This is a genomic window from Marinobacterium sp. MBR-109, assembly GCF_040547565.1.
GTDB lineage: Bacteria > Pseudomonadota > Gammaproteobacteria > Pseudomonadales > Balneatricaceae > Marinobacterium.
Window position 1 is genome coordinate 95,646 of sequence record NZ_JBEPPZ010000003.1, and the last position, 22,080, is coordinate 117,725.

At 56.0% G+C, this 22,080-nt stretch carries 22 protein-coding genes; 16 read left to right on the forward strand and 6 right to left on the reverse strand.

Annotated elements, in window-relative coordinates:
* The 3 genes from ABIE60_RS05370 to ABIE60_RS05380 are packed head-to-tail and all read left to right on the forward strand — an operon-like array spanning position 1 to position 3,105.
* Complete coding sequence (locus tag ABIE60_RS05370) at positions 1-1,239, forward strand: O-antigen ligase family protein (protein WP_354468340.1); 1,239 nt, start codon at positions 1-3, stop codon at positions 1,237-1,239.
* Positions 1,223-2,059 (forward strand): polysaccharide pyruvyl transferase family protein, encoded by an 837-nt coding sequence (locus ABIE60_RS05375; RefSeq protein ID WP_354468342.1) that lies wholly within the window; start codon positions 1,223-1,225, stop codon positions 2,057-2,059. The genes ABIE60_RS05370 and ABIE60_RS05375 overlap by 17 nt, the downstream gene beginning before the upstream one ends.
* Positions 2,056-3,105: a glycosyltransferase gene (locus ABIE60_RS05380; protein WP_354468343.1), complete on the forward strand. Its 1,050-nt coding sequence runs from the start codon at positions 2,056-2,058 to the stop codon at positions 3,103-3,105. Before ABIE60_RS05375 ends, ABIE60_RS05380 begins: the two co-directional genes overlap by 4 nt.
* Here ABIE60_RS05380 and ABIE60_RS05385 read toward each other — a convergent pair.
* On the reverse strand, positions 3,102-3,881 hold the full coding sequence (locus ABIE60_RS05385) for a glycosyltransferase family 2 protein (protein WP_354468345.1): 780 nt from the start codon (positions 3,879-3,881) through the stop codon (positions 3,102-3,104). The genes ABIE60_RS05380 and ABIE60_RS05385 overlap by 4 nt on opposite strands.
* Before the next feature lie 104 nt (positions 3,882-3,985).
* Between ABIE60_RS05385 and ABIE60_RS05390 the strand changes: the two genes are divergently transcribed.
* A complete protein-coding gene (locus tag ABIE60_RS05390; RefSeq protein ID WP_354468347.1) occupies positions 3,986-5,062 on the forward strand; it encodes a glycosyltransferase in 1,077 nt (358 codons plus the stop codon).
* On the forward strand, positions 5,062-6,909 hold the full coding sequence (gene asnB / locus ABIE60_RS05395) for an asparagine synthase (glutamine-hydrolyzing) (RefSeq protein WP_354468349.1): 1,848 nt from the start codon (positions 5,062-5,064) through the stop codon (positions 6,907-6,909). Before ABIE60_RS05390 ends, asnB begins: the two co-directional genes overlap by 1 nt.
* On the opposite strand, the gene lpxL is transcribed toward asnB, so the two are convergent.
* Positions 6,910-7,839 (reverse strand): LpxL/LpxP family Kdo(2)-lipid IV(A) lauroyl/palmitoleoyl acyltransferase, encoded by a 930-nt coding sequence (gene lpxL, locus ABIE60_RS05400; protein WP_354468350.1) that lies wholly within the window; start codon positions 7,837-7,839, stop codon positions 6,910-6,912.
* Between the two features lie 148 nt (positions 7,840-7,987).
* Between lpxL and ABIE60_RS05405 the strand changes: the two genes are divergently transcribed.
* Genes ABIE60_RS05405 through ABIE60_RS05420 form a run of 4 tightly spaced genes read left to right on the forward strand, consistent with a single transcriptional unit; the run spans position 7,988 to position 13,426 of the window.
* A complete protein-coding gene (locus tag ABIE60_RS05405; protein ID WP_354468352.1) occupies positions 7,988-9,157 on the forward strand; it encodes a nucleotide sugar dehydrogenase in 1,170 nt (389 codons plus the stop codon).
* A gap of 9 nt (positions 9,158-9,166) precedes the next feature.
* A complete protein-coding gene (locus ABIE60_RS05410; RefSeq protein WP_354468354.1) occupies positions 9,167-10,189 on the forward strand; it encodes an NAD-dependent epimerase in 1,023 nt (340 codons plus the stop codon).
* On the forward strand, positions 10,179-11,951 hold the full coding sequence (gene msbA / locus ABIE60_RS05415) for a lipid A export permease/ATP-binding protein MsbA (protein WP_354468355.1): 1,773 nt from the start codon (positions 10,179-10,181) through the stop codon (positions 11,949-11,951). The genes ABIE60_RS05410 and msbA overlap by 11 nt, the downstream gene beginning before the upstream one ends.
* 5 nt (positions 11,952-11,956) lie before the next feature.
* Complete coding sequence (locus ABIE60_RS05420; protein ID WP_354468357.1) at positions 11,957-13,426, forward strand: glycosyltransferase family 39 protein; 1,470 nt, start codon at positions 11,957-11,959, stop codon at positions 13,424-13,426.
* 25 nt (positions 13,427-13,451) lie between these two features.
* Here the strand turns inward: ABIE60_RS05420 and ABIE60_RS05425 are convergent, their stop codons facing one another.
* The 3 genes from ABIE60_RS05425 to ABIE60_RS05435 are packed head-to-tail and all read right to left on the reverse strand — an operon-like array spanning position 13,452 to position 15,605.
* Complete coding sequence (locus tag ABIE60_RS05425; RefSeq protein WP_354468358.1) at positions 13,452-14,240, reverse strand: ChbG/HpnK family deacetylase; 789 nt, start codon at positions 14,238-14,240, stop codon at positions 13,452-13,454.
* The gene (locus tag ABIE60_RS05430; RefSeq protein WP_354468359.1) at positions 14,237-14,608 is read right to left on the reverse strand and encodes a GtrA family protein; all 372 of its coding nucleotides are present in this window, start codon (positions 14,606-14,608) and stop codon (positions 14,237-14,239) included. Before ABIE60_RS05430 ends, ABIE60_RS05425 begins: the two co-directional genes overlap by 4 nt.
* Positions 14,598-15,605: a glycosyltransferase family 2 protein gene (locus tag ABIE60_RS05435; protein ID WP_354468360.1), complete on the reverse strand. Its 1,008-nt coding sequence runs from the start codon at positions 15,603-15,605 to the stop codon at positions 14,598-14,600. Before ABIE60_RS05435 ends, ABIE60_RS05430 begins: the two co-directional genes overlap by 11 nt.
* A 126-nt stretch (positions 15,606-15,731) precedes the next feature.
* Between ABIE60_RS05435 and waaA the strand changes: the two genes are divergently transcribed.
* A complete protein-coding gene (waaA, locus tag ABIE60_RS05440; protein WP_354468362.1) occupies positions 15,732-16,991 on the forward strand; it encodes a lipid IV(A) 3-deoxy-D-manno-octulosonic acid transferase in 1,260 nt (419 codons plus the stop codon).
* Positions 16,992-17,046: 55 nt separating this feature from the next.
* Here waaA and cyaY read toward each other — a convergent pair whose 3' ends face one another.
* On the reverse strand, positions 17,047-17,367 hold the full coding sequence (cyaY, locus tag ABIE60_RS05445) for an iron donor protein CyaY (protein ID WP_354468363.1): 321 nt from the start codon (positions 17,365-17,367) through the stop codon (positions 17,047-17,049).
* A 138-nt stretch (positions 17,368-17,505) separates the two neighbouring features.
* Here cyaY and lptM point away from each other — a divergent pair, with 138 nt between their 5' ends.
* From lptM to ABIE60_RS05475, 6 genes are read left to right on the forward strand one after another with little or no spacing between them, the layout of a single operon-like run.
* Positions 17,506-17,640: an LPS translocon maturation chaperone LptM gene (gene lptM / locus ABIE60_RS05450; protein WP_354468365.1), complete on the forward strand. Its 135-nt coding sequence runs from the start codon at positions 17,506-17,508 to the stop codon at positions 17,638-17,640.
* Entirely contained in the window at positions 17,633-18,886 is a 1,254-nt protein-coding gene (gene lysA, locus ABIE60_RS05455) for a diaminopimelate decarboxylase (RefSeq protein ID WP_354468367.1), read from the forward strand. Before lptM ends, lysA begins: the two co-directional genes overlap by 8 nt.
* A gap of 15 nt (positions 18,887-18,901) precedes the next feature.
* Complete coding sequence (gene dapF / locus ABIE60_RS05460; protein ID WP_354468369.1) at positions 18,902-19,732, forward strand: diaminopimelate epimerase; 831 nt, start codon at positions 18,902-18,904, stop codon at positions 19,730-19,732.
* The gene (locus tag ABIE60_RS05465; RefSeq protein ID WP_354468371.1) at positions 19,729-20,427 is read left to right on the forward strand and encodes a DUF484 family protein; all 699 of its coding nucleotides are present in this window, start codon (positions 19,729-19,731) and stop codon (positions 20,425-20,427) included. The genes dapF and ABIE60_RS05465 overlap by 4 nt, the downstream gene beginning before the upstream one ends.
* A gap of 1 nt (position 20,428) precedes the next feature.
* Positions 20,429-21,340 carry a tyrosine recombinase XerC gene (gene xerC / locus ABIE60_RS05470; protein WP_354468372.1) on the forward strand — a complete coding sequence of 304 codons (912 nt, stop codon included), beginning with the start codon at positions 20,429-20,431 and terminating at the stop codon, positions 21,338-21,340.
* The gene (locus ABIE60_RS05475) at positions 21,333-22,067 is read left to right on the forward strand and encodes an HAD family hydrolase (protein WP_354468374.1); all 735 of its coding nucleotides are present in this window, start codon (positions 21,333-21,335) and stop codon (positions 22,065-22,067) included. Before xerC ends, ABIE60_RS05475 begins: the two co-directional genes overlap by 8 nt.
* Positions 22,068-22,080 lie beyond the last annotated feature (13 nt).

Consider the following 22,080-nt stretch of genomic DNA (forward strand, 5'->3'; position numbering starts at 1 on the left):
GTGATTAAAGCAGATGTTGAGAAATTTTTTATATCAGCTCTCATGTCTTTTTTTGCTGTTTTTTCAATAACCTATTTTGTCATTGAGGGAATATATAAAGACGGTGTCTATATTCTATTCATTGTGGCGTTTTTTTGTTTTTTTACTCAAATAAAGCTGGATTCTAAATTTATTTTTTTGATGGCGGTTCCTTTTTTTATATTTTTGGCGCCTGATATTATTAATATAATCAGAGGGTATACGAGACTAAGTGATATTGAAAAGGTATCACGCAACCTCCTTGTCATCCTCCCTGCTGCATTGGTTCTGTATAAAGAGATTGATAGCCGAGTTATTATAAAGTTCATCTCAGTAATTCTGGGATTTACTTTGTTTTTTTGTATTTTGCAAAAAAATGGGCTGTTTGCTGTGGAATCACATAAATCAAGCAGCGTTAATCCCGGGCTTTGGTTTAATAAAGGCTCTTTTTCATCGGCTATTGTTTTTTTCTATTCCATTTTTTTGGGTGGCTTTCTTGTCAAGGAAAGGAGTATTGGCTTTATTTGGTTTGGAATATCTTTTTTGTCATGTGCATCTATTTTATATATGACAGAGGCTAGGGGGCCTCTGCTGGCGTTCTTACTGGTTAACTCTATTTTAATGGCTGTGCTGCTAAGAAGGCATGCAAATAATAAAAATATTATGATACCCGCTATTTTAGTGCTGTTTATGATATTTCTTATTGTTTACTCGATGTGGGATCGTATTTATCTTGCTTATATAAATATACAGAATTATTTCATGTATGATCAGGCATATAATTCAGTTGGTATAAGAATAGACTCTTGGCTAATGGCTTGGGATGTTTTCTTGAAAGCTCCATGGTTTGGGCTTGGTGTCGAGGGTGCTTATGCATCGAAACAAGAAATAGTTAGTGCAGGGAAATACCCAGCTTATATGCTGAAATATCATACGCATTCAGAGTATTTTACTATCCTTGAACGAGGAGGAATGTTTGGTGTTTTTTGCTTTTTTATGTTTGTGGTTTTTCCATTTTATATGCTCTATTCTTATAAAGTTTCGTTGTCTGGTATGCTGCCAACGGTCATGGTTTTTGTATCATTACTGGTAATAGGAATTACCAGTGCCACCTTGCGGAATAATATCGGTGCTAACTCTTTTCTTTATTGTCTTGTGATGTCTCAGGTTATTTCCATTCTTGCAGTGAGGGAGGGAAAGCAAAATGAAAAAAGCTATTAAACTTTATTACCAAAATATTGAGAATAATTTTGGTGATGTATTGTCCCGAGAAATAGTGACGAAAGTTTCGTCCAGAACAGCAAGTTTCAGTCCTTTTAAAAAATCTGATCTGGTGGCTATCGGTAGTTTGGCCGAGCGAGTGGTTAAAAAGAGTTTCAAACGCTGGCTACTCAATCTGGGGCATCCAGTGGATATGTGGGGAACTGGTTTTTTAGCACCAGGAAGCAATGTTTCATCCCGTTTCATTCGTATACATGCTCTTCGGGGGAAGCTGTCTGCTGCTAGATTTGGTATAGGAGACGGTTTGGTTGCAGTGGGTGACCCCGGATTGCTCTGCTCCCACTTATTTCCCCAGTGTTTACCTGATGGTAAAGGGAATATTCTTTGTTTACCCCATTTACATGATAGGGCATCGAGTGAGTGGGTTGAATCATTGCGCCGACTATTTCCGCACAATAAAGTTGATCAGCTCTCTCTTGCCAATGACTATAAGATAATATTGGCAGCCATTGCCAGTTCTGAAATGGTAGTCACAACTGCGATGCACCCTTATATAGCGGCTCATAGCTATGATGTTCCTGTGCTCTACTTACAGACTGGGGATAATATTCATATGGGTGGTGATTATAAGTTGCGTGATTATCTATCGGTATACGGACGAGATGGCCTGAATACTATTGACTGTGGGCAGCTTATGTCGGGTGATTGCTGTGCAGAGCAACTGCTGGAGCTGGCCGCAGATGATCGTGTGCCTGCTGATGACGTGAAGCGTATCCAGCAAGCATTGTTGGATGCATTCCCGCAGGAGTACTGTGTGTGAAGATCATTCATGTACTGTGTTCAGACCGCAAGGGCGGTTTGGAGCAGGCATTTGTCAATATTTCCAATAGCCTTGTACAGCTGGGCTATGATGTTGAAGCTTGGATACCTGCAGCTGCACCCTATCGCGATGATCTTTTGAACCAAGTTGTTATTCGTCCTTTCACGGTCAGGGGATTTTATGATGTGGCAGCCATGCTCAGAGCACGGCTATGGTTGAAAAAATCGTCTCCTGATCTGATCATTACACATAACTCCCGTGCAACCAGTATTCTGACAAAAAGCTGCCTGGGATCAGCTTATCCGATTTTAGGTTTTTCTCACGGCGATAAATTTAACCGTATGAAAGGGGCTGATAGGCTGGTTGTATTGACCGAGGCGATGCGCAGTAAAAGTTTAAGATCCGGGTTTAAGCATGAAAGTGTGGTTGTTTTTCCTAATATGATTCCCTGTGTGCCATCTCTTCCGGCGCCATCGGTGGGTAAGTCTCTTCCCACGCCTCTCAGCTTGGGTTTTATGGGTCGAATCAGTCCTGAAAAAGGGTTGGATCTCCTGCTTGAGGCCTTGAGCCTCCTTAAACGCCGGGGGCTTTCTTTGCGACTGCATATAGCAGGCAGTGGTGACAGTGAAGCACAAGTTCGTGACATGGCGGAGCGCTTGGGCATTCGTACAGAGGTGATTTTCGATGGCTGGGTCGATGATATTGCCAGTTGGCTGCGGACAATTGATCTTGCCGTATTTCCATCACGTTATGAATCGTTCGGGATTGTAGTCCTGGAGGCTGCAGCATACGGCTGTCCTGTGGTCGCGACCAAGGCAGATGGCCCTGCGAGCCAGATTACGCATGGATATGACGGCTGGTTGGCCGATGTTGACAGTTTGCAGTCACTGACAGATACGTTGTTGAGGGCTATCGACATGTATCCGCAGTGGCCCGAAGTCATCTGTAACGCACACAAGCGAGCTCAGAGATATAGCATGGAAGTGTTACTGCCAGAACTGGATGCTTTGATCCAGACAGCGATCAGATCTGGTAAACGAATTTAGCCCTTGTCGTTCGTTCTGGATGTCTCGTACAGTTTTATCTGCCTCAAGAACCGGCTATACGCAAAGTTAACCGCATAGATATAGCCCATCAGCCCGCCACGCCAGTAGCCGCGGAAGAAGTAACCCACGATAAAGGCGGTCCAGAACTCGGTCAGAATACGGAACGTTGATGGTTTGCGACCGCGAGCCAGCAGGTCTTTCGCCTGCGCCTCGGTATACTCGTTCATTTTTTCTATGCGATGGTGGAAAGATTTGAGCGAATCGTGTGCCATGCGGCCCTTGAGTGTGGAGGTTTTGCCCCCCGACTCCATCTGAACCCGGTCATGTACCGGGCTGGTGCTGTAGCGGCCTTTTGACTTTCGATACAATCGCACCGGCTTGTAGGGCGTGTAGGCACTCAGACGGTCGGTACAGTAAAGGCGATCGTGGATGGCGATGAAATAGCCATCGGCATCGGGAGCATCGTGGGCAAACAGCTGCATCATTTCTGCCTTGAGCTCAGGCAGAATGCGCTCATCCGCATCAATATTAAGGATCCAGTCATTGCGTGCCTGATCCTCTGCAAAGCGCTTTTGCTGACCGTACCCGGGCCAGTCATGATGGATGACCTTGGCACCCAGTGACGCTGCGACCTCCTGGGTGCCATCCGTGCTGCCTGAGTCCACCACTACAACCTCGTCGACCCAGTCGCGCACGCTTTCGATCGCCATGCCGATGCGGTCCGCTTCGTCCTGAGCGATGATGGTGACACTGATGGGCAGGGTGATATCGGTCATGTGATGCCTGTTGGTTTCAAGGGTCTGGAGGTTGCTATAATCGAGCTCTATTGTCGGGGCAAACAGGTTCGCCTGGCAAGTTTCGCACAACGACAGGAGTTCCCGTGAGCCGGATTCAAACGCTTCAGATCATCGGCAGCAAGAAACTGGGTGGCGCCGAAAGCTTTTTTGTTCGCCTTCACCAGGCCTTCAACCAGACGAATGATCTGGGCTCAACCGCCATCGTGCCGCATAAAAGCGAACTGCTCAGTAGTCTGTCTGCGCCTGTAGCGACCAGTGCCATGCGCAGTGTGTTCGACCCTCTGTCGCGTTTCAGTCTGGGAGGCTTGATCCGGCGTGAGCGCCCGGAAATCGTCCAGACCTGGATGGGACGGGCTACGCGTCTCGTTCACCTGCGTCCGGGCAAAGGGCCGGTTCATGTGGCGCGGCTCGGAGGCTTCTACAATCCGGATCACTATCGACATGTACATGCATTGGTTGGCAATACCCGAGGGATCTGTGATTACCTGATCAAGCATGGTTACCCTGCAGAACGCGTACACTACATCAGCAACTTTGTTCCTCCTCCTGAACCGGTTGAGGCTGAACAACTGCAGCAGTGGAAAACTCGGTTAAACCTGAAAGATGACCTGGTGGTCTTTGCTCTTGGGCGGCTGCACACCAACAAGGCCTTTGACACGCTGCTGGATGCCTTTTCGGCCTTGCCGACGGAGATCGACGGGCGTCGTGTGCAGTTGCTGCTGGCGGGGGATGGCCCTTTGGCCGATCAGCTCAAGGATCAGGCGAGCAAAAGTGCAGCCAGTAATCGCATCCATTTTCTGGGCTGGCAGTCGGATCCAGCCCCCTTTTTTGCCATGGCTGACCTGTTCGTCTGCCCCTCACGGCATGAGCCACTGGGCAATGTGATTCTTGAGGGTTGGGCGCATGGTGTACCCGTTGTTTCCACACGCAGTGATGGTGCGTTGGAGCTGATGACGGATGGCATTGACGGTGTGCTGACAGAGGTCGATGCCTGTGAGGCGCTGACCGCCGCCATGCAGCAGGTACTGACCGCCTCTGATGATCAGAAAGCCGCGATGATCAGTGCCGGGCGTTGTACGTTGGAGCAGCGTTTTGGCCAAGAGGCCATTGTATCGGCCTATCACGCCTTGTATGAGCAGCTTTTGGCGGGGGCTCGCTGATGTGCGGAATAGCCGGCATCTACACACCAGGGCGTGATATTGATGCTGAACTTCCTGCTCGGTTGGCGGCTGCGCTGTCTCATCGCGGACCTGATGGGCAGGGCATGTTTGCCGAGCAGGGTGTCGCCCTCATCCATACCCGACTTTCAATTATCGATCTGGAACACGGACAGCAGCCGCTGTATTCACAAGACCGGCAGCGGGTCCTGGTCGCCAATGGGGAAATCTATAACCATGTGGAGCTGAGGCAGTCGCTGCAGGGGCGGGGTGAAAGATTCAATACCGGCTCTGACTGCGAAACCATTTTGCCATTGTCTGCATCGGACTCAGGCCCAGACGCAGACTTTGCGCATCAGCTGGAAGGCATGTTTGCCTTTGCGCTTTATAACCGCAGCAGTGGTGAGCTGCTGCTGGTGCGTGATCGATTCGGTATCAAACCGCTTTATTACTGCGAATTGCCCGGCGGCATTGCTTTTGCTTCGGAAATCAAGGCGTTGGTCAGGGTGTTGCCGGACAAGCCGCAGCCCAATCTGGAAGCGGTAGGGCGATTCCTGCAGATCAACTTTGCGTCCGGTGATGAAACGGCGATCAAGGGTATTTACCGTGTACCACCAGGTGGGTTTCTCAAGGTTTCGCCGGATGGAGATATTGAGACAGGCATTTGGTGGTCGCTGGAACAGTCGCTTAAAGAGCAGCCGGTATTCAATGGTGACGAGCAGGCTGCGCTGGAGACCTTTGATGAGCTGCTGCAGAATGTTCTGCAAAAGCATCTGCGTTCCGATGTGCCGGTGGGACTCTTTCTGTCCGGAGGTGTTGATTCATCAATATTGGCTACAGAGCTCAGTCGTTGCAGTTTTGGCAAACAACTGCCCAAATCCTGGAGTCTGGCCTTTAACAGCACAACCGTGCATGACGAGTCAGAGGCCGCCGGTGCTGTTGCCCAAGCCTGTAGCCTTGAGCTTGAGTTCGTTAAATCAGAGCCGATCAGGCTGTTTGATCAACTGGTATATGCGATTTGGGCCAGTGATGAGCTGATGGGTGACTTCGCGTCGCTGCCAACGGTGGTGCTTGCAGACAGGGCATCGCAGAGTCACAAAGTGGTATTGAGCGGCGAAGGTGGCGATGAAGTGTTTGCCGGTTACGGCCGCTATCGCATGCCTGTGTTTCAGCGCTGGCTTGCTCAGCTGAGGGCTCCCGGCAGTGGTGGTTTCAGAACCAAAGGTCGTTTTAATCGGTCGCAGGCACGGGGTTTGATCAAGCCTTCACAACAGGCAAGTCTGTTTGGCCATTGGCGAGTGCCCTTTATCCGGAGCTGGAAACGGTTTGCGGGCCTTGATCGTTTGACACGCATGCAGGCGACCGATATCGCAACCTGGCTGGTGGATGATTTGCTGGTAAAGGCGGATCGGATGATGATGGTCAAGGGTGTAGAAGGCAGGGTGCCTTTTCTGGATCATCGACTGGTTTTGTTCGGACTGTCGCTGCCACAGTCGTTACGACAGCGTGGGCGGGTCGGTAAATACCTGCCGCGCACATGGCTCCGGGCGCACCTGCCTCAGGTTGAGCAGGGACGCAAGAAAGGCTTCTCAGTGCCGGTAGCCGATTGGGTCAGATCACTGGATCCCGTCAGGCTTGAACAGGCACTTATGAGGTCTCCGCTGTTGACCGCGATACTGGATAGAACGGAGCTGCAGGGCCTGCTTGCCAAACTGCCACAACTGGACAGGAAGCTGATAGAACCTGTTGCTGCGCTTATTCAGCTGGCGATCTGGTATCGCCTGTTTATCGAACAGGCGGGGGCCAGGCCGCCCGAAAAGATAGACCCATTGGAGTGGCTGCTAAACTGACTATGGCTGCCTGCGATACAGGTAGTTCTTGCCCTCAGGGTGCGTTTTGAAACGGCGGTGCACCCACATGTACTGTGCCGGATCCTTGCGGATGGCGCGCTCAATCTCGGCATTGACCCGGGCAGCATCGGCCTCTTCATCACCGGTCGGGAAGGGTTCAATTGCCGGGAAGAGTTCCAGTTCATAACCGGAGTCATCCGGCAGGCGGTGCTGTGCCAGCATCAAAATCGGTGATTTGTTCAGCCTTGCCATGCGTGTGGTTGCGGTAATGGTTGCCGCCGGGACACCGAAAAAGGGTGCATACACAGACTGGTGGCTGCCAAAGTCCTGATCAGGCGCGTACCAGACAATGTGATTGTTGCGCAGAGCCTTTAAAACCTTACGAATTTCCGAGCGCTCTATCACCAGTTCGAAGTAGCGTTGGCGACAACGGGTAATGACCCGCTCCAGCAATGGATTATTGTGGCGGCGATACATGGCATCGACCGGATAAAAGTCTGAAAACAGCAGCCCGCCCAGGTCTAGGGTCGAAAAATGTGCCCCCAATAAAATAACGCCCTTGCCTTCTGTCAGTGCAGCGTCCAGATGCTCTTGCCCCTTGAGTGAGAAGTGCCCCTTCAGCTTTTCCAGCGGGGTCCACCAGGCCATGGCTGTTTCGAACAGGCCGATGCCGTTGTTGGCAAATACCGAACGAACCATTTTCGCCTGTTCAGTGTGGCTCAGTTCAGGAAAGCAAAGGCGGATGTTGACCTCGGTCACATGGCGTCGGCGAGGGCTCAGGTAAAAAAGAATATGGCCCAGCACGCGGCCGAGGCGGATCTGCCAGCGCCAGGGCAGGCGGTTAAGCAGCCATAAAAGGCCGATGCCGACTCTGGCGGGCCAGAATCGAGGGCTTAGAAAGCGCTTGTCAGGGGCGGTGTGTTGGCTCACGGGCTCTCTTGCAACAGGTCATGACAGGGCTGATTGTAAAGTGCAGGCCCGCGGGCGGCAAACCGATACGGGCTGTAACATCACTGGCCGATTTTCTCATGGTATGATGCACCACTTATCTTCGGACCCGATAGCTGAAAGGTTATAGATGAAAATAGCAGTTGCAGGCACAGGCTACGTAGGGCTTTCCAACGCTGTGTTGCTCGCGCAGCACAACGAAGTGGTGGCACTGGACATCCTGAGTGACAAGGTGGATCAGCTTAATCGAGGCGAGTCGCCAATCGAGGATGTCGAGATCAGCCAGTACCTGGCTTCCGGCAAGCTGCAATTGCGTGCAACACTGGACAAGCACGAGGCGTATACCGGTGCCGAGTTTGTCATCATTGCCACGCCCACCGATTACGACCCGCAGACCAACTACTTCAACACCCGCAGTGTCGAGGCAGTGGTGCAGGATGTGCTGGCGATCAACCCCCAGGCGGTGATGGTGATCAAGTCCACGGTGCCGGTGGGCTATACCCGTGAGCTGGCGCAGCGCCTGGGCACAAACAACCTGATCTTCTCGCCGGAGTTCCTGCGCGAAGGCAAGGCGCTGTATGACAATCTGTACCCCTCGCGCATCGTCGTGGGAGAGCAGTCTGACCGTGCCGCTTGTTTTGCCGATCTGCTCAAGCAGGGGGCGCTTAAGCAGGATGTATCGGTTCTGTTCACCGACTCCACTGAAGCAGAAGCGATCAAACTGTTTGCCAACACCTATCTGGCGATGCGCGTTGCCTATTTCAACGAACTCGACAGCTATGCTCAGTCACATGGTCTGAACACCCGTCAAATTATTGAAGGTGTCGGGCTCGACCCTCGTATTGGTAACCACTATAACAACCCTTCTTTTGGCTATGGCGGTTACTGCCTGCCCAAGGATACCAAACAGCTGCTGGCCAATTATGATCAGGTACCCAATAACCTGATCCGTGCCATTGTGGACTCCAATACCACCCGCAAGGACTTTATCGCCAACTCGGTGATTGCGCGTAACCCGAAGATAGTGGGTGTGTATCGGCTGGTGATGAAATCCGGCTCGGACAACTTCCGTGCTTCCGCTATTCAGGGAGTGATGAAGCGAATTAAAGCCAAGGGCATTGAGGTAGTGGTGTATGAGCCGGTACTGGACGAAGATTACTTCTTCAACTCCCGAGTGATTAGAGATTTGGACGAGTTCAAACAGATCAGTGATGTAATTCTGGCCAATCGGCTGGCGGACGAGATTCAGGATTGTGAAGCCAAGGTTTTCACACGTGATCTGTTTGGCAGCGATTCCTGAGGCGATACCATGAAAGTACTGGTCACCGGCAATGCCGGATTTATTGGTTTCCATACCGCAATGAAGCTGCTCCAGCGTGGTGATGAGGTGGTCGGTTTTGACAACGTCAACGACTACTATGATACCGATCTGAAGGACGCCCGCCTGAGCTGCCTGGAGCAGGCTGCGGCGGATACGGGTTCAACTTACCAGTTTATCCGCGCCAATCTTGCAGACCGTGACGCGGTTGAATCCTGTTTTGCCGAACACCGGTTTGATCGAGTCATTCACCTGGCCGCTCAGGCGGGTGTGCGCTACTCAATCGAAAATCCTCACGCCTATGTGGAAAGCAATCTGGTCGGTTTTGTTAACGTACTGGAGGCATGCCGGCAGCATCAGGTCGGGCATCTGACCTATGCCAGCACCAGCAGTGTCTATGGTGCCAACACCAGTATGCCGTTCAGTGAACATGATGGGGTCAACCACCCGGTACAGTTCTATGCCGCCACCAAGCGTTCCAACGAATTGATGGCTCACAGTTACAGTCACCTGTTTGGCCTGCCCACGACAGGGCTACGCTTTTTTACCGTATATGGCCCCTGGGGTCGCCCCGATATGGCGCCTCATCTGTTTACCAGTCGTATTCTGGCGGGCGAGCCGATCAAAGTGTTCAATAACGGAAACCACTCGCGTGACTTCACCTACATTGATGACATCGTTGCAGGTGTAATCCTTGCCAGCGATCAGCCCGCAAGCTCAAACCCGGACTGGGACAGTGACCACCCTGATCCCGCTACCAGCAAGGCATCCTTCAGGCTCTACAACATTGGGAACAGTAACGCGGTCAAGCTGGGTGACTTTATTGCGGCAATCGAAACGGCAACCGGCAAGGAGGCGCGCAAGGAAATGTTGCCGCTTCAGCCGGGGGATGTGCCTGATACCTTTGCCGACAGCAGTGCACTGGAGCAGAGCGTTGGCTACAAGCCGGCCACGTCTGTTGAAGAGGGCGTCAATCGATTCGTGAAGTGGTACCGGGAATACTATGCAGTCTGACCAGATCACACAAAATGAAAGTCATCTTGAAGTGGACAGCGCCTGGCAAACGTACAAACGCTTGTTGATCTATGTGCGCCCGCTCTGGCTGATATTCGTGATCAGCTTTATCGGTTTTGCCATCTATGGTGCTGGTCAGGCACTGTCGGCCAAATGGCTTGAAATGGTAGTGAATACCGTTCAGAACAATGATTATGATCAGCGCTGGTTTCTGGCCGCTGCCGTTATGGGGATCTTCATTCTGCGAGGAGTGGGCGCCTTTATTGGCAATTACAGCATTGCCTATGTGGGGCGGGAAGTGATTCACCGCCTGCGTACTCAGGTGTTTGAGCGCCTTCTGCTGTTGCCGTCACATTATTACAGTCACAAATCCAGCGGTGAGCTGCTGGCAAAGCTGACCTACAACGTTGAGCAGGTAACCGAGGCCGTAACCAATGCGATCAAGGTGCTGTTTCGGGAAGGGCTCACGGTGGTCGGGCTTTTAGGCTACATGTTCTACCTCAACTGGAAGCTGACCCTGATTTTTGTTGCGGCAGGGCCGTTGATCGGGCTGGTGGTTTCGATGGCAGCCAAGCGGATGCGCAAGTTAAGTCGCCGTATCCAGAAATCGGTCGGCGATATCACCGAGTCGGCCTCCGAATCGATCAAGGGATATCAGGTCGTGCGCATCTTTGGTGGTGCCGAAGCCGAGCGAGAGCGCTTTGAGCAGGCCAGCCTGCACAACAAGCGTCAGTTCATGAAACTGGTGGTCACCCAGTCGCTCAACACTCCAATCATTCAGCTGCTGGTTGCGCTGGCGCTGTCGGCGTTGCTGTTTCTGGCGATGCAACCGGATGTGATGGGGAGCATGAGCACCGGTGGCTTCGTTGCCTTTTTGACGGCGGCGGGCATGATTACCAAGCCGTTGCGTCTGTTAACGGACGTGACTTCGATTGTGCAGAAAGGCATCGCCGCAGCGGAAAGCCTGTTTGAGGTGCTGGATGAGCCGGTGGAGCAGGACCGCGGCAGCCGCACGCTGGAGCGGATCGGTGATATCGAATTCCGCGATCTGTGCTTTGCCTATCCCGGCACGGACAAGCAGGTGTTGAATGATATTTCCCTGCGCCTGCCGCAGGGAAAAAGCGTGGCGCTGGTGGGGCGTTCGGGCAGTGGCAAGACCACGCTGGCCAGTCTGTTGCCGCGCTTCAATGATGGTTGGACGGGTGAGCTGCTGATCAATGGCGAGCCGCTGGAGTCGTTTACGCTGGATAGTTTGCGTAGCCAGATATCACTGGTGAACCAGAATGTGGTGCTGTTCAACGGTACCATCGCCGAGAATATTGCCTATGGCGCCATGGCCGGCGCCAGTGAAACCGCGATTCTGGCGGCGGCAGAAGCCGCTCATGTGACCGAGTTTGTCGAACGTCTGCCGCAGGGGATTCATACCCGGGTGGGTGAGAATGGCGTTCTTCTCTCGGGCGGTCAGCGTCAGCGTATCGCCATCGCCCGCGCCATTCTGAAGGATGCGCCGATTCTGATTCTGGATGAAGCGACATCGGCGCTGGACAGTGAGTCTGAGCGGCACATTCAGGATGCATTGGAAGAGGTGATGCGTGGTCGAACCACACTGGTGATAGCACACCGCCTGTCCACCATCGAAAAAGCCGATATCATCGTGGTGATGGAAGATGGCCGCATCATTGAGCAGGGTTCTCACTCCGAACTGCTGGAGCAGCAGGGGGCCTATTCCAAGTTTCATATTCTTCAGACCGATACGGAGTAACAGGGATGAAGACCGCGCAGTCGATCTGTTATCGCGGGCTGCTGTGGCTGTTGGCACTGCAGTTGATCAGCTGGGCACTGCTGCCGGGTCTGCTGGTTGAAAGCCTGCCGCTGGATGTGGTGGAAGGCGTTTACTGGGGGCAGGAATGGCAGTGGGGCTATTACAAACACCCGCCGCTGCCGGCCTGGATTTTGTATCTGTTTGAGCTCACCCTGGGCGATGTTGGTCCCTTTCTGCTGAGTCAGTTGTGTATCGGCCTGACCCTGCTCTGTGTCTGGCATCTTGGCTGTCGTACCCTGGGTCGGGAACGTGCAGCCTTTGGCGTGCTGGCGCTGTTGGGTGTGTACTTCTTTACCTGGCCCACCATCGAATTCAATCACAATGTGGCGCAGATGCCGATCTGGGCGGCGGCGGTGCTGCTGTTTCATCGCGCGATCAGCCAGGGTCGCTGGCTGGACTGGCTGCTGCTCGGACTGGTGTCCGGGCTTGGGCTGTTGACCAAGTACTCCTACATCATGCTGCTGGCGCCCATGTTCCTCTGGCTGGTTGTACATCCACCGCTGAGGAAGGAATTACTGAAGCCGCAGCTCTGGCTCGGTGTGCTGGTGATGGGGCTGGTGTTCCTGCCGCACCTGCTCTGGCTGGTGGCGCATGATTTTCTGCCGTTCAGCTATGCCGCGGCACGCTCGGCTGCAGCGTCTGCCACCGAATCCCGTTGGCTGGGGCCGCTGAAGTTCCTGCTGGTACAGCTTGTAGACCATCTGCCGTTGCTGCTGTTGCTGTTGATGGCGGGCTTCCTGCGCCGAAGTTGCTGGCAGAGGCCTGTTGAAGGCACCGCCTTTCTGCTCTGGATCGGACTGATGCCGGCACTGCTGACGGCGCTGGGTGCCATGATCAGCGGTGCCGGTACCCGTGATATGTGGGGCGCGCCCATGTGGAATCTGTCCGGACTGATACTGGCATCGATGATTCCGCTGGAGGTGTTGCGCGAGCGCTGGAAACGGCTGCTGTGGGCATTTGCTGCCTTTCTGCTGCTGTTGGTAACGCTGATGTTGTTGTTTGTCGGCTTCAAGGATCAGATCCGTGACAAGCCTTCTCGCACGGGTTGGCCGGATCAGGCATTGGCCAACACCCTGCAGCAACAATGGCAGCAGCATACCGACTGTCCGTTGCAACTGGTGGCCGGTGATTACTGGCTGGCCGAAACAGTCGCGATCAATCTGAGCCCGCGTGCCTCAGCCATTCCGGATGCGGATCTGGCACTTGCGCCCTGGGCGGATCTGGCACGCGTACAACGGCAGGGCGGGTTGCTGATCTGGGAAACGAAAGACAGCCGCTGGCAGTCAGCGCTGCCGGAAGCGGGGCGATGGGATGCCGAGGGTGAGCTCAGCCTGAACTGGCCGCGACTGCCGGAGCAGGCGCCGCTGTCGATCAGTTGGCGACTGTGGTTGCCTGAAGCCGATTGCAGCCGATAGACGTTTCCAGCCAGTAAACAACGGCTCAATCCAGTGCAGGCATCAGTGTAAGCGAGCGCTGACTCTGTTGCAGAGCGACACCGAAGGCATCGCTGGCAAGCCAGTCGTACTCCTGTTGTCGCGCACGCGCCAGACTGGATTGGCCATCGGTATGCCCCGGGTGGCACATGATCAGCGCGCCTTCCGGCAGGGTTTGAAGCCAGTGCTGCAACATGCGCTCAAAGCCGGCGTCCGGTTGCAGCGAGTACATGCCGGCGAAACTTCGATTGCCGGCAACGGCGTGCTGTCGTCGTTGCCGCTCAAAGCCCAGTCCCATCAGTCGCAGCACCAGCGCCTTGAAACCCGCGTCATGGCCGCCAATGGGCGGATTGGATACTCTTATCCAGGGGCGTTGCCGCTGATAGCGCTGCTGCAGGGTCTGCAGCACAATATTGCGAATGCCCGGAAACATCTGAATGTGCTGGTGGCCGTCGACAAAGTCCGGTGGCCGTCCGGTCAGGGCCTCGAAATGATCCAGCTGTTGGTTCAGCGCCTGCTGTACCCGGTCGGTATCCAGTTGCCCCAGCAGGCTCTGCTGCATCAGCTTGCCAAGGGGGGGGGCATTATCGCCTTCGGTCAGATTGAAATGCAGGCCCAGTGAGGCGCAATCATGTCGTGCCACCAGTGCGGCAGCGGCGTCTTCTGTCCAGGCCGGCATCGTGGTCATGCAACTGGTGGCCGACAGGCGACCAAGGTCGATCAGTTCCAGAATGGCGCGATTGATGCCATCAGTCAGGCCGAAATCATCGGCGCACAGTGTCAGTGATCGAGTCATGCGAAGGCCCAGAATTTGCCCAGCAGATAGGTCAGTACGGCCACCGTGCCCAATACCAGCAGCATGGCGATATCGTAGCGCAGCGGGGTGAGTGTCAGCAGCGCCCAGTACATCGCCTCATTCACCAGAAAGCTGCTGGCCGCAACAGCCGCAAAGCGAGGCAGTGTCTGGCGGTGTGAGCGATCACTTGCCCTGAATGTGAGGTGACGGTGACCAAAGTAGCTGACATTGAACGCCACCAGAAAGGCGATCACGTTGGCGATCAACGGGTGCAGGGCAGCCAGGGGGACCAGCACAACCACCACCAGCCAGTGGACCAGCAGGGCACTGACCCCGACCGCGATAAAACTCAGGGCTTCACGCGTCATCGCGGCCATCCCGGTTGTCTGCACGATCGCGGAAGGAGACCTGACGCCCAACCAGATACAGCGGGCGTGCCTTCACTTCAGAGAAGATGCGGGCAATGTACTCGCCCAGAATCCCCACCGAAAACAGCTGAATGCCGCCAAGAAAGGCGATCCCTGCCGCGATGGTGGGCCAGCCGGGTACGTCTGAGCCGAAAATCAGTGTACGCAGCACAATGATGAACGCATACAACACCGACAGCACCGAGACCCCGGCCCCGATCAGCATCCAGATGCGCAGCGGCGCACTGCTGAAGCTGGTGAAGCCGGTCAGGGCCAGAGACGACAGGTGGCGCAGGCGGAAGTTGGTGCTGCCGCCCATGCGCGGTGCAACCTGAAAGGACACCGCCTTGCTGGGAAAACCAACCCAGGCATACAGCCCCTTCATCATGCGTGAGCGCTCGGGCAGCTGGCGCAGTGCCTGCACAACCTTGCGATCAAGCAGGCGAAAGTCACCGGCATCCGGGTGGATGTCGATCTCGGCACTGCGGCTGAGGATTTTGTAAAACAGATTGGTCAGATGGCGCTTGGCATGAGACTCGTCCGAGCGATCTTCACGCACGCCATAGACCATGTCCCAGCCCTGGTGCCAGTGATGAAAGAACTGATCCACCACGGCAAGCGGATGCTGACCATCGGAGTCCATAAGCAGAACAACGTCACCATCGGCATGGTCGATCCCCGCACTGAGCGCTGCTTCCTTGCCGAAATTGCGTGACAGCTGCAGCAGCGTGACGGGATATTCATGGGTCAGGGCGCTGACCAGGGCGGCTGTATCGTCCTGACTGCCATCATCGACCACCAGCAGTTCAATCTCATCTGAGAATTTCTGCAGGTACTGGCTCAACTCCGGGATCAAGTGACGCAGGTTTTCCGCCTCATTGAAGGCCGGCAGTATGCAGGTCAGGCTTGGTCGCTTCGGCCGGGAGTCGGCTTCAGGCAGGTGTTGAGTGTTATCCATATTCAGATCCGCTGAACGGTTGGCAATTGCCTGCATTGTCCCCGATATGCGGCAGGGGTTCCAGCGTTCGGCTGTATGCCGGAGCGTGTTACACTGCAGGCTTTATTCAACCATGTATCGGCGCCCATGCGACAGCTCTACACCCTCCTGTTCTACCTGCTGCTGCCCATCCTGCTGCTGCGCCTCTGGTGGCGTGGCCGCAAGGCACCCGGGTATCGGCAAAACTGGCGTCAGCGGCTGGGGCTTGGGCCTGCCATCGGTCAGCCGGTGATATGGATACATGCGGTCTCGGTGGGTGAGACAGTGGCGATCGCGCCGTTGGTCAATCGACTGCTGGTGCGTTACCCACAGCATCGAGTGCTGATTACCAATATGACACCCACCGGTGCGGCTCAGGTACGCACGCTGTTCGGTGACCGGGTTGAGCAGCGTTTTTGTCCCTGGGATCTGCCGCTGGCGCTGCGGGCTTTTCTGCGTCGAACCCGTCCCGAGCTGTGCATCATTGTTGAAACCGAACTCTGGCCCAATCTGGTCAACCAGTGTGCCCGCGCCGGTGTGCCGGTGCTGCTGGCCAATGCGCGGCTGTCGGCGCGCTCGGCGCGCGGTTATCAGCGCTTTTCAGCCCTGACAAAACCGATGCTGCAGCAACTGAGCCTGATCGCTGCGCAGGGGCAGGCGGATGCGGATCGTTTTGTTGCGCTGGGCATGCCGCCTGAACGGGTCGACGTGACCGGCAGTATCAAGTTCGATATGCAGCCGGATGCCGCACAGGTTGCAGCGGGGCAGGCGCTGCGTGAACAGCTGGGCAACGATCGCCCGGTGCTGATCGCGGCCAGTACCCATCAGGGCGAGGATGAAATTCTGCTGCAGGCCTGGCAGCAACTCCGGGCTGTCCATCCCCAATTGGTGCTGATGCTGGTGCCGCGCCATCCCGAACGCTTTGATGCCGTGGCCGAGCTGTGTCGTGGCTACAGCAAGCGACTGGTACGGCGCAGCCGTGGCGATCAGCCGGACGAACACACCGAATTGTATCTGGGTGACAGCATGGGCGAACTGATGCTGTTCTACGCGGCGGCTGATATCGCCTTTGTCGGTGGCAGTTTCAGCGCTACCGGCGGACATAATCCGCTGGAGCCGGCAGCACTGGGTCTCCCGGTGGTGATGGGGCCGGACTGTTTCAATTTCCAGAGTATTACCGATTCGCTCAGCGAAGCGGGCGGGCTGGTGCGGGTCGAAGATGCCAATGCACTGCAGACACAGTTACTGGAATGGCTGGGTGATCAGACAGCCGGTGGCCATAGTGGCGCGCAGGGGGCCGAGTTCGTGGCGGCAAATCGTGGCGCACTGGACCGGCTGGAGCAGACTGTTGTCCGTCTGTTGATTTGACCCCCCCGGCCCGGTTTCACCCCGCAGCTATTCCCGCCTGTGGGGTCATCCAGCCTTAAATCTCGCTGAAGTCGAAACTCTCCCCCGCCTGCTCGGTAAACGTGGCCTGCAGTACGTCGGCCAGTGTGGCGCCGTCGGTATCACGTAGCCACTGCTTGCCATCATGATCAAAATGGAAGCCGCCGTGGCGGGTAGCGACCCACAATTGCTTCACCGGCGGCTGGCGGGTGAAAATGATCTGGCTGCCGTTTTCACATTTTACAGTCAACATGCCGCCGTTACTTTCACAGTCGAGGTCGGTTTCGGCGTCGTCCAGGATCTCTTCGATCCGTTCCAGTGTTGCATCCACTCGGCTCATGAATTCGGATTCGGTCATCGGGTCGCTCTCTGCAGGTGTGTATGGGCGATGAGTATAACTCAGCCTGCAGCGGTACTCAGCCCCCGTGGCTAAGGGTATAATTGTCGGTTAAACACTGCCCTGGTGGGTGGTCAACCGATTAAAAAGGGATTGATGATGCTGAAACGCTGCTGGCCCGCACTCCTGCTGGGCGCTCTGCTGCTGTCGGGCTGTGGTCAGAAGGGCCCGCTCTATCTGCCGGATGAGGCGGCAGCTCACCACATCAGTCACAACGAGAGTGTCCATGGATAACTTTGAATACCGCAACGGCCGCCTGCACGCCGAAGAAGTGGCTCTGAGCCGCATCGCTGAAGAGTTCGGCACCCCCACCTACGTCTACTCCCGCGATGCGCTGGAGCGGGCCTACCTGGATTATGCCCAGGCGCTGGAAGGGCGTGACGCTCTGGTATGTTATGCCGTCAAGGCCAACTCCAACCTGGCGGTACTGAATGTGTTGGCGCGTCTGGGTGCCGGCTTCGATATCGTCTCGGCCGGTGAGCTGGAGCGCGTGCTGCGGGCCGGCGGCGATCCGCGCAAGGTGGTATTTTCCGGTGTCGGCAAACAGCCCGCCGAAATTCGCCGCGCGCTTGAGGTCGGTATTCTCTGCTTCAATATCGAGTCCGATGCCGAACTGGATCGGGTCAATGCGGTCGCCGGGGAGATGGGCGTCAAGGCGCCAGTGTCCTTCCGCGTCAATCCGGATGTGGACGCGGGCACACATCCCTACATATCGACCGGCCTGAAAGAGAACAAGTTTGGCATCGATATCGATACGGCCGCTGATGTCTATCGCCGTGCCGCAGCGCTGGAGCATGTGGACGTGGTGGGTATGGATTGCCACATCGGCAGCCAGCTGACCGAAGTCAGCCCCTTCCTTGATGCCATCGATCGCCTGTTGGCGCTGCTGGATACATTGGCCCAGGAAGGGATTCATATCCATCATCTGGATCTTGGGGGCGGCCTTGGGGTTTGCTATACCAATGAAACACCGCCGGCACCGGGTGAATACATTGCCGCAATACTGCAAAAGCTTGCAGGGCGTGATTATAAACTGATCTTCGAGCCGGGTCGTTCCATCGCGGCCAATGCCGGTGTCATGCTGACACGGGTCGAATTCCTCAAGCAGACCGGTGACAAGAATTTTGCCATCATTGACGGTGCCATGAATGACCTGATTCGCCCGTCTCTGTACGGTGCCTATCAGGAGATCATTCCGGTCGAGCTGCGTGAAGAGGGCGAAAGCAAGCACTGGGATCTGGTGGGTCCCGTGTGTGAAACCGGTGACTTCCTCGGCAAGGATCGTCAGCTGAACCTGCAGCCGGGTGACCTTTTGGCGGTATGTTCCGCGGGCGCCTACGGTTTTGTGATGGCGTCCAACTACAATACGCGCCCGCGCCCGGCAGAGGTGATGGTGGATGACAATCAGGCCTGCCTGGTGCGTGCGCGCGAAACGTTGAACGATCTGATGCGCGGCGAACAGCTGTTGCCTGAAGCCTGACGGAGTCTAAGCATCATGCTGGTTCGCTTTACCAAAATGCACGGCCTGGGAAACGATTTCATGGTGATCGATGCGCTGTCACAGCGGGTTCGTCTGACACCCAAAATCGTGCGCAAACTCGCCGATCGTCATACCGGCATCGGCTTCGATCAGCTGCTGCTGGTGGAGCCGCCAAGCCGACCGGACATGGACTTCCGTTACCGCATCTACAATGCAGACGGTTCCGAGGTGGAACACTGCGGTAACGGCGCTCGCTGTTTCGGTCGTTTCGTGCGCGAGCGTCGGCTCACCGTGAAGGACGAAATCCATGTGGAAACGGCTCGCGGCAAGGCTATTCTGTATCTGCTGCCGGACCGTCAGGTGGATGTGGACATGGGTGTTCCCGAGCTGCGCCCTGCCGAGGTGCCGTTCAGCGCCGAGCAGCAGGCAGTCGTCTATCCAGTTCAGGTTGATGGCGAGACGATTGAATTGAGCGTTGTCTCCATGGGGAACCCCCATGGTGTACTGCTGGTGGATGATGTGGATACGGCGCCGGTGGAAACGCTGGGGCCGGCGCTTGAAGCCCATCCGCGGTTCCCGAAAAAGGCCAATATCGGTTTCATGCAGGTGGTCAATCGAGGCGAAATTCGCCTGCGCGTGTATGAGCGTGGCGCCGGGGAAACACTGGCCTGTGGCACGGGGGCCTGTGCCGCCGTGGTGGCCGGGCGTTTGCGTGGACTGCTTGATGAAGAGGTACTGGTGCACCTGCCCGGTGGTGAGCTTCGCATCCGCTGGCCGGGTGAAGGCAAGGCGCTGCGTATGACCGGCCCGGCAGCAACCGTTTACGAAGGACAGATTTATTTATGAACGACGCAAGTGATGTGCTGGATGCACCCGTGCTGACGGCTGAGCAGGTCGCCGAGTATCTGGCAGGCCACCCGGATTTCTTTACCGAGCACACCTGGCTGCTGGAAAAGCTCTATGTGCCGCATCAGCGTGGGACGACGGTGTCACTGGTGGAACGCCAGACCTCACTGCTGCGTGAGCGCAATCAGCTGCTGCACGGGCATTTGGCCGATATGATCGATGCTGCCCGTCACAATGACGTGCAGTTCGAGAAAACCAAGCGCATGGTGCTGGCGTTGCTGGAAGCCTGGACGCTGGATGATGTGGCGGTGGCGGTTGAAGAGAGCCTGTGCCATGACTTTTACGGTGATGAGACCGCGCTTTTGCTGTTCAGTGAGCGCTCGCTGGAGAGCAACAGCATCCGTACTCTGGCGCGGGCCGAAGACTCGCTGGTGCAGCCGCTGATCGAGACCAATCTGCCCAGCTGCGGTCAGCTGTCGGAAGCGATGAACCGCTTCCTGTTCCAGGATCGTGCGGTCAAGGTGCAGTCGGCAGCGGTGGTGCCGCTGGTCAAGGGCGATACCCTCGGGCTGCTGGCGATCGGCAGCTACGATCCCAACTACTTTCAGAGCAGTCAGGGTACCCTGTTTCTGAGCTATGTGGGTGAGGTACTCAGCCGTATCATCTTCCGCATTCTGCAGGAACAGCGGGGCTGAGATGGCAGCTCCGGGCGTACATGACTGGCCCGATCACTTTCTGCACTACCTGCGGGTTGAGCGTCAGCTCTCCCCGCACACTCTCAAAAACTACCGCCGTGATCTTGAAACCCTCCACACCGAGCTGAGCCGCACTCGTCATGAGCGCTGGGATCAGCTGACCGAGCCGGTGCTGCGCCGTGCCATTGCAGGTTTGCATGGCCAAGGCCTGTCAGGTCGAAGTCTGCAGCGATTGCTGTCGGCTCTGCGCAGTTTCTACCGCTTCCTGGCGCGTGAAGGCTGGGTACAGAGTAATCCGGCACTGGCCGTGCAGGCACCCCGGGCGGGGCGCCGGTTGCCACAAACCCTGGATACGGAGCAGGTTGCGGCGCTGCTGGATGTAGAAGGCGATGCGCCGCTGGATATCCGTGACCGGGCAATGATGGAATTGATCTATTCGTCCGGCTTGCGTGTATCTGAACTGGTCAGCCTCAACATGCGCGATATCGACCTGGCCGATGCGAGCCTTGTGGTGACGGGCAAGGGCAAGAAGATGCGCCAGCTTCCGATTGGTCGGCTGGCGGTACAGGCGATACGCCAATGGCTGGGGGTGCGGCAGGGGCTGGCCGCGCTGGATGAAACGGCGCTTTTTACCGGCCAGCGGGGCAAGCGCTTGACCACCCGCGCGGTAGAGCAGCGCCTGCGCAAGCGCGGCGAGCAGCAGGGCACGCAGGGGCGGGTCTATCCGCACCGCCTGCGTCACAGTTTTGCCAGTCACCTGCTGGAATCCAGCGGTGACCTGCGTGCGGTGCAGGAATTGCTCGGGCATGCCAATATCAGCACCACGCAGATTTACACTCACCTGGATTTCCAACATCTGATGGAGGTCTACGAACAGGCTCATCCAAGGGCGAGGCAGAAGCGGAATGATTAAGTGCGTTACCTTTGATCTGGATGACACCCTTTGGGCGGTCGATCCGGTAATTCATCAGGCCAACCGTGAACTCTGGGAGTGGCTGGAACAGAATGCGCCGCTGTTTACCCAAAACCATGTACTGACGGATCTGGCCGAAGGCTCTAGCATGCGTCAGCAGCTGCTGCAGCAGGAGCCGGATATTGCGCACAGCATGACACAGGTGCGCCTGCGCCTGCTGGAACAGGGGTGCCTGAGTGCCGGTTACTCCGATGACCAGGCCCGACAGATGGCGGCAGCGGCCTTCGATGTGTTTATCCGTGCCCGCCATCAGGTTGAACTGTTTGAGCACGCCCAGGCGATGCTGGAGCAGCTGCGCCGGGATGGCTACATCATCGGGGCGCTGAGCAACGGTAATGCCGATGTAGGTCAGACACTCATCGGCAGCCTGTTTGATTTCCAGTACAACGCCGATGGGGTCGGCTCGGCCAAGCCACACCCCGGCATGTTCGAGAAAGCGCTGGAACATACCGGATTACGGCCGGAGCAGGTGGTGCACGTTGGCGATCACCCGATCAATGACGTGCAGGCGGCTCGGCAGGTGGGCATGTGGACGATCTGGGTGAACCTGCCGGGGCAGAACTGGCCACAGCCGGCCCGCGCGGATGAGACAGTCAGCTGCCTGTCCGCCATTCCGGCTGTAGTGGCCGAGATCGGCTTGCGTGCCAACAGTCGCGCTACACTCTAGCGCGATGGCGAGT